Here is a 13,045-nt window from a genome sequence, read left to right on the forward strand (position 1 = left end):
TTATACTTCCTCCATTTTTTTGATTTCATATCGGTATGTTTCCATATTTACATTTGCAAGCAACTTGTCACAAATCGTTTCAATCACTGTATCGATTGGTTCTTCTGTATCAGCAAGTTGTATCTCAAAGTATTTTCCGATACGGATATCTTCGATTGTTTCATATCCCATACGATGGACTGCTTTTTTTACTGCCTCTCCTTGAGGATCTAACACTGAATCTTTATAGGTTACATAAACTTTTACGAAATACATCATACTCGCTCCTTTTCTTCAGTTAGTTCCGATAGACGGTTATATACTTCTTGATAGACTGGAATCAGATCACCTAAGCCTCTGCGGTAAACGTCTTTGTCCATATGTTCATTCGTACGTTCATCCCATAATCGGCAAGTATCCGGTGTTACTTCGTCCGCAAGCAACATTTTTCCATTCGACCGACCAAACTCAAGCTTGAAATCCACTAAAACCAGACCAACCTTAGCAAATAATTCGATCAAAATTTTATTGATAGCTAATGCTTGGGTTTTCAGCTCACTGATTTCTTCCGGTTTTGCCAGTTGCAAGTAATAGATATGGTCTTCATTGACAAAAGGATCATCCAACTGATCATCCTTATAGTAGAATTCAACGATTGGCTCGATTAATTTTTTGCCTTCAGGAACACCTAGACGTTTTGAGAAACTTCCTGTTGCAATATTTCGGATAACCACTTCCAGAGGGATGATTTGTACTTTTTTTACTAATTGTTCGGTTTTAGATAATTGTTCAATAAAATGGTTTTTTATTCCTCGCTGGGTCAGATAGCGGAAAATCGTACTTGTGATTTGATTATTCAATTCTCCTTTTCCACTTATCTGATCTTTCCTCGCGCCATTCAACGCAGTCGCCTGATCTAAGTATTCTACCCAAATCAAGTTTTCATCAGAGGTAAGATATAATTTTTTGGCTTTCCCTTCGTACAGAAGTTCTTTTTTCTCCATGTCTGACTCTCCTTTTTATTTACATTGAAAGCAAATACATCGATTTTTGTTCGTGTTTTCACTTTGAATTTTAACAATCATCTTTTTAGAAATCAATATAAATATGTACATTAAAGGCATTAGATTCTTTTAATGTTCGTGTTTTATTGTAAGTACAAAAATTCCCTCATCAACAAGCGTTTACATTTATATATAATGATGGTATATTAAAATTAACTAAAAATTTGGATAACTGGATCGAGGAGGCACTTGCCGATGGAAGATGCAATAAAACAAGGTCAGCTTTTTTTATCAGAATTAACGGCTGAGGAACGTTCCTGTCTATATAATGATTTGTTGTCGATCAAAGACGTTTATTTATGCAATAAAGATACTAGTTTTTATACCTTTCGGAAAATCCGCCGAGCAGCTAAGCGTTGCGCTGAATGCCGTAAAAGGACTTTTAGTTATCGGACAGAACACAAAGGCGAACTTTTAATCAGTCAGATCCACGAGCAGAAACGTTTCAAAAATCACTATCGTATCCAAATCTTATTTAATGGACAAGAGATGGAATATACTTTTCTCGAAAATTTGCTGCAATATCTCCATAACCAGCATTTTAGTTATAATAGCCAAGCCATTTACGCTTAATTCCTCTATTTTTTTGTATGTAAAGAGGCACGGTAAAGAGGTAGTCGCTTTTAAAATCAGGTTCCTATCAATCAGGTTCCTATCATTGATAAGAAAACATAATAAACTAAAAGAAGCAGAACCGCTAACGGATCTGCTTCTTTTTTGGTTATTTTTGCTATTCTATTTTAATTGAACTTTGCAACTCACTCTTCTTTATTCCAAACCTACTCGTTTGAATATCACGTCAACGTTTTTCAAATGATGATGATAATCAAAGGCATCATCTATTTCTTCTTTAGATAATACCGATGTGATGGTCGGATCTTCTTCTAACAGTGGGCGGAACTGAACTTGGTTGTCCCAAGCATACGCAGTTTTTGGCTGAACAAGATCATAAGCTTCTTCTCTTGTCATTCCCTTATCGATCAATTTCAGCATAACGCGCTGGCTATAAATCAAACCAAATGTTGCAGACATATTCCGCTTCATGTTTTCAGGAAAGACCGTTAGATTTTTAACGATATTGCCAAAACGATTTAACATGTAATTCAATAAAATCGTGGTATCAGGCAAGATGATTCGTTCGGCTGAAGAATGAGAGATATCTCTTTCATGCCATAATGTGACATTTTCATAGGCAGTGACCATGTGTCCGCGCACCACTCTGGCTAGACCAGCCATATTTTCTGAACCGATCGGATTCCTTTTGTGCGGCATAGCAGAAGAACCTTTTTGACCTTTCGCAAAAAACTCTTCTACTTCACGTGTTTCAGACTTTTGCAATCCGCGTATCTCTGTTGCAAAGCGTTCAATACTTGTAGCAATAAGCGCCATCGCTGAGAAATATTCAGCATGGAGATCCCGAGGGAGAACTTGAGTAGAGATTTCTTGCGGACGGATCCCCAATTGTTTACATACATACTCTTCAATAAATGGCGGGATATTTGCGAACGTCCCCACTGCTCCTGAGATTTTTCCTGCTTCTACTCCTTTTGCCGCATGTTCGAATCGTTCGATGTTCCGTTTCATTTCTGAATACCATGTGGCAAGTTTCAATCCAAAAGTAGTTGGTTCAGCATGGACACCGTGTGTTCGACCCATCATCACTGTATATTTGTGTTCTTTTGCTTTTTCGCCAATGATTTCCGTAAAACGTTTCAAGTCTTCCCGTAAAATATCATTTGCTTGCTTGATGAGATAGCCATAAGCAGTATCTACGACATCCGTACTTGTTAGACCATAATGGACCCATTTTCTTTCTTCTCCCAATGTTTCAGAAACTGCTCGTGTAAAAGCAACGACATCATGGCGTGTTGATTTTTCGATTTCCAAGATCCGATCGATATCAAATGATGCATGCTCGCGGATTTTTTTCACATCTTCTTGCGGGATTTCACCAAGTTCTGCCCAAGCTTCATCTGCTAAAATCTCGACTTCGAGCCACGCACGGTATTTGTTCTCTTCCGTCCAGATATTCCCCATTTCAGGGCGTGTATAACGTTCTAACATGTTTTTTCTCCTCTAATCCCAAATATTCGTTTGTTTGATTTCTTCCAGCGTTTGCTGGATGTCTTCTGTCAAGATAGTGATATGTCCCATCTTGCGACCTTTTTTCGCTTGTTTTTTTCCATAGAAATGGAATTGCCAGTCTGGCTTATTCTCAATCAAGCGATAGCTTTCCAACAGTTGTTCTCCCAAAACATTGACCATCACTGCATTGCTTGTCAGACGCACTTTTTCTCCTAATGGCCAGCCGCAAATCCCTCGAATATGGGCATCGAACTGACTCATAGAACAAGCTTCGATAGAATAATGCCCAGAATTGTGAGGACGAGGGGCTAATTCATTCACATATAACCCGCCTGTTTTTGTTAAAAACATTTCTACCCCTAGAGCACCTGAAAGGCTTACTGCTTCTGCAATCACACGGGCAATACGCTCAGCCTCCTCGATCACATCCTGAGCAATCGCGGCTGGAGCAATCGTTTCGTGCAGAATGTTGTTTCGATGGATGTTTTCCACGACCGGAAAAGTTGTGAAATCTCCTTGTCCATTTCCTGCCACCATGATCGAAATCTCTTTTTCAAATGGGATCCAAGCTTCTAAAACACAGGTTCCTTCTCTTAAAAGATCCATTGCAGGGGCCAAGTCTGCCCGACTTTTCAAAACATACTGCCCTTTGCCATCATAACCGCCTCGAGTGGTTTTCAAAACGCAAGGATAACCGATCCCGTCAATCGCATCTTGGATATCTGTCGGACTGACGATCGTTGCATAAGGAGCAATCACGATGTTGTTCGTTTCCAAAAAAGATTTTTCCAATAGGCGGTCTTGCGTAATCGCAAGCAAGTCTGTCCCTTGAGGAATAAATGACATGGGTAAGATCGCATTTAGCGCCTCTACACTGACATTTTCAAATTCATAGGTAATGACATCTGTTCTTCTAGCAAGCTCTTTCAGCGCAAAGGTGTCATCATAGACACTTTCAATGTGCCAATCTGCAACTTGTGCGGCTGGACAATCACTTACAGGATCCAGCACACCTACTTTAAAGCCCATTTCTTTTGCACTAATCGCCATCATACGACCTAATTGACCGCCGCCGACGATCCCGATCGTTGAACCAGGCAACAAAGGTTTAACCAAGTTGATCACTACTTTCTATAACAGTTTTAGCCAACATTGAACGTCTTTCAGCCAATTTAGCCTCCAATTCTAAATCATACATGGAAAGCATCTGTATCGCAAGTAGTCCAGCATTAATTGCTCCAGCTTTTCCGATTGCCGTAGTAGCCACAGGCACGCCTCCAGGCATTTGAACAATCGACAGAAGCGAATCTAAACCATTTAATGTTCGTGATTGGACCGGTACGCCGATAACCGGCAAAGTTGTTTTTGCCGCAACCATCCCCGGTAGATGGGCGGCTCCACCTGCTCCTGCAATAATGATTTTGATTCCTTTTTCTCGAGCGCTTTGTGCATATTCAAACATCAAATCTGGTGTGCGATGAGCAGAAACGACTTTTTTTTCATAAGACACACCGAATTCTTCCAATATTTGACATGCTTCTTTCATTGTTTCCCAATCTGAAGTACTCCCCATGATCACAGAGATTTTTGCTGTCATTGTTTTTCCTCCCAGTTTTTCTACACCCATATTTTAACAATCGTATTTTTTGATGTCAAAGAAATTTCGAATATTGATAAAGAAAACCATTTTATTGTTCGTGTTTGTCGAAGGCATAAAAAAAAGAATGTGACAAAAGTGATGTCACATCCTTTTTTAATATAAATGGTATTCAATCAGCTGATCCTCGCTATTCACTCAAAACGCTGGTTTCACAATTTTTCTTTTACTTCATTATTTTTTGAAGGCTTCTTCTACTATTTCTTCATCTTTTTTTAAACCATTAAAGATCAGATTCAATATGATCGCCGTAATACTACTCATTACGATGCCATTGCCAGTGAACATTTGCAATGTTTGAGGCATTTGACTGAATAATGTCGGCGTAATATTGAAACCTAGCCCAAATCCAACAGAAACAGCAACAATCAATAGATTTTTATCATTGCTGAAATCAACTTCCAACAGCATACGGATTCCTTGGACTGCCACCATCCCGAACATGACTAACATTCCTCCACCAAGTACCGGCTCAGGAATGATTTGTGCTAACGCACCGATTTTAGGGAATAATCCTAAAACAATCAAGAAGAACGCAGAGAAGTAGATAGGTTTTCTCGTTTTGATACCCGAAAGTTGAACCAATCCGACATTTTGAGAAAAGCCTGTGTAAGGGAATGTATTGAAAATACCGCCTAAGATAACGGCAAGTCCTTCTGCACGATATCCTTTTTTCAATTCTTCTTCTCCAACATTCTTCCCAGTAATGTCACCAAGCGCAAAATATACACCCGTTGATTCTACCATGCTGACCATAGAAATGATGATCATCAGTAAAATCGACCATACATCAAAAGTTGGCTTACCAAAATAAAAGGGTTGTGGGACATGGAACAACGGTGCATCTCCAATCGCACTCAGATCGATCATTCCCATGAAAGCAGCTAAGATACTTCCACCGACTAAACCAATCAATACCGCGATGGAACGAATGAAGCCTTTTGCCAACATTTGCACACCTACAATGAGGAGAATCGTCACAAATGCAAGTAGTAGATTTGTTTTGTCACCAAAATCAGCCGCTGTTGCATTACCGCCACCCATTTTTTCAATTGCTACTGGAATCAATGTCAAACCAATAACGGTGATAACCGTTCCTGTTACTAAAGGCGGGAATAATTTCTTGATTTTAGAAAAGATACCTGAAACTAACACAACAAAGATACCTGAAGCGATAATAGATCCGTAAATAGCTCCTACTCCTTCATTAGTTCCGATCAAGATCAGCGGCGCTACTGCTTGGATCGCACATCCTAAAACAACAGGCAAGCCAATTCCGAAAAATCGGTTAACGGTCAATTGCAATAATGTTGCTAATCCACACATAAAGATATCAATTGAAATCAAGTAAGTCATCTGTTCTTGATTAAAGCCTAGTCCTGTACCGATCAAAAGAGGCACCGCTACTGCTCCTGCATACATCGCTAACAGATGCTGCAGCCCTAAAACCGCGGCTTTTCCATTTTGTGTTTCTTTTTCCACGTTTATGCGTCCTCCTCAAGAAACTCAACTTGTCCATTCGTCAAGGAAGCGATACGTGCAAGAGAAACGACTCTCAATCCCATTTCTTCAAGCAACTGACGTCCATCTTGGAAAGACTTTTCAATGACGATCCCGATTCCTTCTACTTGAGCTCCAGCTTGCTGGCATAATTCAATCAATCCTTTTGCCGCTTGTCCGTTTGCCAAGAAATCGTCAATAATCAATACTTTATCTTCTGAAGATAAGAATTTACGAGAAATAGAAATCGTACTTGTCACTTGTTTCGTAAAAGAATAAACAGAAGCCGTCAATAATTCTTCATCCATCGTCAAGCTTTTTGCTTTTCTGGCGAAGATCATTGGAACACCTAATTCTTTTGCAGCAAATAAAGCTGGTGCGATCCCAGAAGCTTCAATGGTCACAACTTTCGTGATTCCTTGTTCTTTAAATACTTCTGCAAACCGTTGTCCCATTTGTTCCATCAATACAGGGTCTACTTGGTGAGTGACGAAACTGTCGACTTTTAGTACGCCCTCGCCTAATATACGTCCGTCTTTTTGAATACGTTCAACTAATTCTTTCACTTTATTTGCTCCTTTATCATTTATTAATACCAAAAAACCGCTTTTGTGCAAAAACCTACTATGTTTCTGTTAAAGAAAAACACCCTCCACTTTATCATAAGAAAAGAAGGGTGAAATAGCCAATCTTTTACTTATAGTCCAGCATTTACGGTACTGGCTAGAAACTGTCATCCATATTATGACGATATATAAGTAGGTATGTAAAACTAATAATAGTGTAAAATCATTTTCTTGCAACTGTTTTGCACGTGAAGGCAGTTTGACATATTTGAATAAAGAATGTTGTTTCAAATATTGAAAATAGTCTAACACTACTTTCTGAAACTGACAACGTGGTTTACTTATTTTTTTGTAAAATCTAATGATTTTTAATGCATTACTCCTTTTTGTTCGGGTTTAAATAGTTATTTTTATTTTCACTTATCCAAAAATTCTATTCCACACAAAAAGGATTGTGAAAAAAAACGTGTCACAACCCTTCTTTCGAATAAATAGTGTTTCAAAGACAACCTACGGAAATAGCGCACAGATTTATAACGTACAGGAAATAATTTTCGCAAATTCCTTCTTATTCCTTGAAGCTGACAAGTTCGTCAATCGCCACTGCTTTTCCGGAAGCAATAGAGTGATTTGCTGCAATTCCTGTCAAGATCGACAGGATACCATCTACGTGAGTTGCTGCTCGATTCCACGGATCTTTTTCCTTTGCTTCGCCAAATAGATCATCCAACAAACGTGGATCTCCTCCGCCATGTCCGCCTGCTTCTTGTTCAACGATTACCTCATAGGGTTCGCCGAACATCGGATAGACCTGGATGGACTGAAGAACGGCTGCTCCCTCGTCTGTTTTATCTTTACCAGCGTTGATATAGGACTTTTCGATCACTTTCATTTCAATCCGTCCTTTGCTGCCATTAAAAGAAACATTGAATCCTTCCCACGGCATATACGCATTTAGCGAATACGTCAATATCGTACCTGTCTCGTATTTGACCGTCACTCCTAACGTATCTTCAATAGAGATATCATCGGAAAATACACTGCGATCACGAATGTATCCACTATCTTCTTCTGCTTCTAAATACATTTCTCGTAATTCCTCATTGGCTGATAGATCTATAGCAAATGGATCATTTTTGGCTAGTTCGCTTCCATAGCATCGACTGTAAAATGTTTCTACTCCGCGTTTTTCCGCATTATGCATTCCATAAAAATTCAATCCACCAAATGCGAATACCTTTTTTGGCTGGCTACTCAACCAAAAGTTCACCAGATCAAAATGATGGGTAGATTTGTGCACGAGAAGTCCGCCACTATTGTGTTTATTTCGATGCCATCTTCTGAAATAATCTGCCCCGTGCTGCGTATTCAGCAACCATTCAAAGTGGATAGAGAAAACATCGCCGATTATGTCTTTTTCCAGCAGTTCCTTTATCTTCGTGTGATATGGCGCATAACGATAATTGAAAGTGACTCGCAGATTCCTTTCCGTTTGTTTTTGAACAGTTATTATTTCTTGCGCTTTTTCCTCATCAATAGTCAGAGGTTTTTCGCAAATAACATCATACCCTTTTCTCATTGCACGGATGATATAATCATGATGCGTTCGATCTACTGACGTAATAATGACTTCATCTGGCCGTACATCATCCAGTAGCTGTTCAAATTGCGATGGCATACATGTCTTTACTTTCTTCTGTCCATACTTGTTCACAAGTACTCGATTTGCATAATCCATTCTTGTTTGAGACACATCACAAAAACCGACCAGTTAACAAGTTTGATGATACGTAGAGGCAATTGCTTCATAAAAAAAGCGAGCTCTTCCGCCAAGACCGACTTGTACATATTTTTTCTTCATTTAAACTCATTCTCCTTTTCTTTTAACCAGCATGCTGTGACAAATGGCAGTCCAGGATACAGCAATGCAGCAAGTAAAAAATCATACTGTATACACCAAAACAGCCCATACAAAAGACAGAAATACCACAGAAACCCTTTGACGTTTTTTGACAACAGCCAGATATTCCTTTTGAACAAATAAATAAGACTATCTGCTTTCTCTTCTTTGCAGACATCAATTAGCGTACTAAAAAAACCATGGAATACAAAAAGCAACAGACACAATAGAAAAGGAATCAGATACCAAGCATCAGCCTTTTCTATAAACAAATACCAATCAGCTGCAAAAATAAGAACGAACAGCTGAAACAACGCAACAATGAAACATGACCTTTTGATTTTTTCTTTCCGCCAACCTACCTTCTTTTCCGCCAAATAATGGGCAGATAGATAATAAGCAGGATACATCATCAAAAAATAAATCAGATAGACAACATGAGCAGAAAGCGTTAATCCTAAAGTGAAAAAACATCCTAGGAAAAAAGCGAAAAGACCATGACTGATAAGACTGGTTAAAAAAATCCGACAGAAATAGTAGTTGATCTTGTAAAGAAACATCTCCTCTATTGGCTTTTTCATATTCAGCCTTTCAAGCCGCTTGTACTGATTCCTTGAACGAGATATTTATTGAAGAATAAGAAAATCAGAAAAACCGGCAGCAGAGACAGCGTAGACATCGCAAACATACTGGCGTAAGTCGTGCTAGATCCAGCATCTGCAAATAATTTGATGGCAATCGATACGGTATAAGATCTCGGCTTGTTCAAATAGATCAGCGGTCCCATAAAGTCATCCCATTTCCAATAAAACTGGATAATGATCGTGGTGATGATCGAAGGTTTCAGCAAAGGAAAAATAATTTTGGTAAAGACACTATATTTGCTGCATCCGTCAATAATCGCAGATTCATCTAACTCTTTAGGGATGCCGACCATGAATTGCATGATCTGATAAATAAAAAATGCTTGTCCAAAAAAGTGCGGTAAAATCAGCGGCACATACGTACCAACCAAATTCAGCCGATTGTAAATAATAAACTGCGGAATCAAAATCACTTGTGCAGGAATCATCATCGTTACTAACATGACGACGAACCAGAACCTTTTTCCTTTGAAATCGATCCTCGATAATGCGTAAGCAATACAAGTCGAGCTCAGCACTGTCCCGATCGTTGATACCGCAGAGATGACAAACGAATTCTTAAAGAACGTGAAAAATGAGATTCCAGCAAAACCTGCCCATCCTTCTGCGTAATTTTCCCATCGAAAAGTTTCTGGAATCAAATTCAGTGAACCACTCAGAATCTCTTGATCCGTTTTAAAAGAACCTGCGATCATCCATAAGACTGGATAAATCATGACTAGACCTAATAGCAAAATAAACCCGTACTGGAACCATTTCATTACTGTTTTATTCATTTTTTCCTCCCCATTCACACAACGACCCATTTTTTTGATGATTTGAAAATCAGAAAGGTGACAGCACCCATGATCAACAGCATGATCCACGAAATAGCACTAGCATACCCCATAGAATTAAAAGAGAATGCTTGGTTATACACATAAAGAGCATAAAAGTTCGTGGCATCATTCGGACCACCTTGGGTAATGATGAACGCTTGCGTGAAAGTCATAAACGCTGCAATCGTCTGCATGACCAAGTTATACAAAATGATTGGCGAAAGAAGAGGTAGCGTGATCTTGTAAAACGACTGCCATTTGTTCGCTCCATCGATCTCTGCCGCTTCATAATACGAGGCTGGGATCTCTTTGATACCTGCAGCAAAGATGATCATTGCCGAACCGAATTGCCAAGCAGACATCAAAACAAGAGGGATCATGACCAATTTTTGATCGCCAAACCAGGAAAGTGCTGGTGCGCCTAGTCGTTCTAGAAAAATATTCACTAACCCATTTTTAGAAAACAATTCTCGCCACACTAGAGCAATAGAAATACTGCCGCCAATTAAACTAGGTACATAATACAAAGAACGAAAGAAAGTCGTCCCTTTGATATTTCTCGTTAAAAGATAAGCAATCAATAGACCAAAGATCAGTTTCACAGGCACAGAGGCAAATACATAGAGAAAAGTGACTCGAATGGAGTTCAAAAAACGAGCATCACTTAGCATTTTTATATAATTATCCAAGCCGATCCAGGAGACTGGATTCCCCAAACGATAATCGGTAAACGAATAATAAAGAGACAAGATCATCGGTATTACCGTTATCAATAGAAATCCTAGAATAAATGGAGAAGCAAATACGTAACCGACCACGTTATCTTGATTCATGAATCGTTTTAGTTTTTCTTTTTTCATGCTTTCCTCCTGTTACTATTCCAGAACGTTTGAAGCAAACTCATAAAGACTCTCTGCTGCTTCTTCTGCCGTCATTTCTTCATAGATGACTTTTTCTACCAAAAGATTGTATTGATCTTGGATCTCTGGATTTAAAGCGCTGTCAAAAACATTTACTTCACCGTTGTCCATATCGGAGATCATTTCTAAATAGTCGAATGTCGCTTGTAAAGTTGTATCATCTGTCTGAGCGAGTTGTTCTCGAATATTGGACATGATTGGTACACCGCGTTCTCCTTTTAAAATCTCATTGGCTTCTTCACTGTTTTGGAAGAAATCAATAAATTTAGCCGCTTCTTCTTTGTGTGCTGAATTTTTTGCCATACTCAGCATTTGCGAAGAACGTAAAGGAATACCAGATTCTCCATCTGCTTTTCTGCGAGGGGGATTAATCAATCGAATTTCCATGTCTTCAGGAGCGCCTGACAAAATTTCTGTCAACTGGTTACTTGATAGAAAAACCATCGCTGCTTCGCTATCTCTAACTGCCTGAAAAGACAGATCTGTCGTACTTGCAGCTCCACCACCCGGTTCTGGATGGGCACCTTTGTCTACCAGATTTTTACGCAGCTGGAAAAAATCTGTTAAATAATCCGGATTTTCGAATCCCAAGCTGTTAGATAAATCCTCCTGATTATAAAAATTCAATCCTTTCTCAACTTGCGGTATTTGAATAATACAGCCAGCTATAAAATCTTCGAACCTTGAAATAGCATAGATCCCTAATTCTTCAGTGATTTGATAGCTGATTTGTTCAAATTCTTCCCATGTCCAATTGGAAGCAGGTTCAGGGATACCTAATTGTTCAAATATATTTTTATTGTAAGCAATCGCAAACGAGTTCACCCCGTTGGACAGTCCAACTAATTGCCCGTCGTAAATCGTCGTTGCCAAATAGGATTCATCCGCATTAGAAACATCAATTATCCCTTGCTCCACATATTCATCTAATGGTTCAATCTGATTGATGTATTGAGGAAATTGATTATTTAATTGAAAAATATCCCAGATATCATCTGATGCTGCTAGCGTACCTAATTTTGTGTAATATCCTTCATAATCATAGAATTCATACTCGATCGTCACATGGGGATTTTTTTCTTCGTAAAGCTCGATTACTTTTACCGTTGCATCGTGTCGAACTTGTGAACCCCACCAAGCCATGTTCAACGTGATTTTTTCGTCATCCTCTTGCCCACAAGCTGTCAAGAATAATAACATAACACTTAATGCTAAGATGATTCTCATTTTTTTCTTCATTTTCTACACCTCTACTTCCATTGACATTTTTCAATATACTGTATTTTTATACAGTATATATTTATAAAACCATCTTTTTTTAAGGCGAATAAAAACCAAGGCTTGCCTTTTTGTTCTGCCTAGGATGAACAACTCAATACTTTCAAGGAAAATTAGATAGTGCTGATTCTTTTTCCATTGCTACAAACACTTCTTGCTTCAATGGTGGGAGGATAATTGCGCAAAGAAAAAAGGATATCAGACAACCGTCCAATATCCTTGACATAGCTAAATAAGCGTGCCATTCTGCGTATATTATTCCCTTAAAAATCAGAAAAAATAACTAGTAATTCTGTATGAAATTAGGTACAATATACACGTCGATGCACAAGCATTGACTATGGCAACTTGATTGGTCAGTTCCCGCTGACTTTTCAAGCCCCGGCGATTTAGCTGCTACTAAATTGCCGGGTGCCTTTTTTAGTTTTTATTCGTTTTTCATTCTATAGAAAGCGCTTCAATAAATCAAGACATTTTTTTGACGTAAAGCTAATAATAACAACATATTCCGACCGTTTATATGTACATTACAGATAAAAAAACAAAAAAATCTTCTTTTATTTCTGAATTTCGAACAAATAGGACCAAGTATAAAAGAGGTCGCGAGCCTGCCGTTCAGCTCCGAGTCACAAGA

12 protein-coding genes, 1 pseudogene and 1 riboswitch are annotated in these 13,045 nt (G+C 38.7%); of the genes and pseudogenes, 1 reads left to right on the plus strand and 12 read right to left on the minus strand.

All coding sequences use genetic code 11. The annotated features are described in order from the left end of the window. Together purS and purC are read right to left on the minus strand one after the other, a co-directional pair. Nucleotides 1-255, minus strand: a complete 255-nt coding sequence (gene purS / locus HMPREF2988_RS10455) for a phosphoribosylformylglycinamidine synthase subunit PurS (protein ID WP_002309490.1) — start codon at nucleotides 253-255, stop codon at nucleotides 1-3. Continuing rightward, a complete protein-coding gene (gene purC / locus HMPREF2988_RS10460; protein WP_070770611.1) occupies nucleotides 255-983 on the minus strand; it encodes a phosphoribosylaminoimidazolesuccinocarboxamide synthase in 729 nt (242 codons plus the stop codon). The genes purS and purC overlap by 1 nt, the downstream gene beginning before the upstream one ends. 255 nt (nucleotides 984-1,238) lie before the next feature. Here purC and HMPREF2988_RS10465 point away from each other — a divergent pair, with 255 nt between their 5' ends. Beyond that, nucleotides 1,239-1,616 carry a hypothetical protein gene (locus HMPREF2988_RS10465; RefSeq protein ID WP_010732725.1) on the plus strand — a complete coding sequence of 126 codons (378 nt, stop codon included), beginning with the start codon at nucleotides 1,239-1,241 and terminating at the stop codon, nucleotides 1,614-1,616. A 195-nt stretch (nucleotides 1,617-1,811) separates the two neighbouring features. Here the strand turns inward: HMPREF2988_RS10465 and purB are convergent, their stop codons facing one another. From purB to HMPREF2988_RS10515, 10 genes and pseudogenes are all read right to left on the minus strand, one after another. After that, on the minus strand, nucleotides 1,812-3,107 hold the full coding sequence (purB, locus tag HMPREF2988_RS10470) for an adenylosuccinate lyase (RefSeq protein ID WP_002306865.1): 1,296 nt from the start codon (nucleotides 3,105-3,107) through the stop codon (nucleotides 1,812-1,814). 12 nt (nucleotides 3,108-3,119) lie between these two features. After that, on the minus strand, nucleotides 3,120-4,244 hold the full coding sequence (purK, locus tag HMPREF2988_RS10475; protein ID WP_002315161.1) for a 5-(carboxyamino)imidazole ribonucleotide synthase: 1,125 nt from the start codon (nucleotides 4,242-4,244) through the stop codon (nucleotides 3,120-3,122). After that, nucleotides 4,237-4,725 (minus strand): 5-(carboxyamino)imidazole ribonucleotide mutase, encoded by a 489-nt coding sequence (purE, locus tag HMPREF2988_RS10480; protein ID WP_002315162.1) that lies wholly within the window; start codon nucleotides 4,723-4,725, stop codon nucleotides 4,237-4,239. The genes purK and purE overlap by 8 nt, the downstream gene beginning before the upstream one ends. 234 nt (nucleotides 4,726-4,959) lie before the next feature. Continuing rightward, nucleotides 4,960-6,267: a nucleobase:cation symporter-2 family protein gene (locus HMPREF2988_RS10485; RefSeq protein WP_002292241.1), complete on the minus strand. Its 1,308-nt coding sequence runs from the start codon at nucleotides 6,265-6,267 to the stop codon at nucleotides 4,960-4,962. A gap of 2 nt (nucleotides 6,268-6,269) precedes the next feature. Next, a complete protein-coding gene (locus HMPREF2988_RS10490; RefSeq protein ID WP_002292242.1) occupies nucleotides 6,270-6,851 on the minus strand; it encodes a xanthine phosphoribosyltransferase in 582 nt (193 codons plus the stop codon). Nucleotides 6,852-6,965: 114 nt separating this feature from the next. Next, nucleotides 6,966-7,063, minus strand: a riboswitch (purine riboswitch). A gap of 356 nt (nucleotides 7,064-7,419) precedes the next feature. Next, nucleotides 7,420-8,712, minus strand: a pseudogene (locus HMPREF2988_RS10495) (Gfo/Idh/MocA family protein). Continuing rightward, nucleotides 8,709-9,332 carry a hypothetical protein gene (locus tag HMPREF2988_RS10500; protein WP_070770612.1) on the minus strand — a complete coding sequence of 208 codons (624 nt, stop codon included), beginning with the start codon at nucleotides 9,330-9,332 and terminating at the stop codon, nucleotides 8,709-8,711. Before HMPREF2988_RS10500 ends, HMPREF2988_RS10495 begins: the two are co-directional and overlap by 4 nt. A gap of 2 nt (nucleotides 9,333-9,334) precedes the next feature. After that, a complete protein-coding gene (locus HMPREF2988_RS10505; RefSeq protein ID WP_002292245.1) occupies nucleotides 9,335-10,171 on the minus strand; it encodes a carbohydrate ABC transporter permease in 837 nt (278 codons plus the stop codon). Between the two features lie 14 nt (nucleotides 10,172-10,185). Further along, nucleotides 10,186-11,073, minus strand: a complete 888-nt coding sequence (locus tag HMPREF2988_RS10510) for a carbohydrate ABC transporter permease (protein WP_002313850.1) — start codon at nucleotides 11,071-11,073, stop codon at nucleotides 10,186-10,188. Nucleotides 11,074-11,088: 15 nt separating this feature from the next. After that, entirely contained in the window at nucleotides 11,089-12,372 is a 1,284-nt protein-coding gene (locus HMPREF2988_RS10515; RefSeq protein WP_070770613.1) for an ABC transporter substrate-binding protein, read from the minus strand. Between the last annotated feature and the right edge of the window lie 673 nt (nucleotides 12,373-13,045).

This window comes from Enterococcus sp. HMSC061C05, from assembly GCF_001814765.1.
Taxonomy (GTDB): Bacteria; Bacillota; Bacilli; order Lactobacillales; family Enterococcaceae; genus Enterococcus_B; species Enterococcus_B lactis.

Bases quoted from the DNA above. Each gene is read 5' to 3' on its own strand.
- HMPREF2988_RS10465 (WP_010732725.1), top strand. From the start codon at position 1,239: ATGGAAGATGCAATAAAACAAGGTCAGCTTTTTTTATCAGAATTAACG.
- purE (WP_002315162.1), bottom strand. From the start codon at position 4,725: ATGACAGCAAAAATCTCTGTGATCATGGGGAGTACTTCAGATTGGGAA.
- HMPREF2988_RS10510 (WP_002313850.1), bottom strand. From the start codon at position 11,073: ATGAAAAAAGAAAAACTAAAACGATTCATGAATCAAGATAACGTGGTC.
- HMPREF2988_RS10505 (WP_002292245.1), bottom strand. From the start codon at position 10,171: ATGAATAAAACAGTAATGAAATGGTTCCAGTACGGGTTTATTTTGCTA.
- purS (WP_002309490.1), bottom strand. From the start codon at position 255: ATGTATTTCGTAAAAGTTTATGTAACCTATAAAGATTCAGTGTTAGAT.
- purB (WP_002306865.1), bottom strand. From the start codon at position 3,107: ATGTTAGAACGTTATACACGCCCTGAAATGGGGAATATCTGGACGGAA.
- HMPREF2988_RS10500 (WP_070770612.1), bottom strand. From the start codon at position 9,332: ATGAAAAAGCCAATAGAGGAGATGTTTCTTTACAAGATCAACTACTAT.
- purC (WP_070770611.1), bottom strand. From the start codon at position 983: ATGGAGAAAAAAGAACTTCTGTACGAAGGGAAAGCCAAAAAATTATAT.
- HMPREF2988_RS10515 (WP_070770613.1), bottom strand. From the start codon at position 12,372: ATGAAGAAAAAAATGAGAATCATCTTAGCATTAAGTGTTATGTTATTA.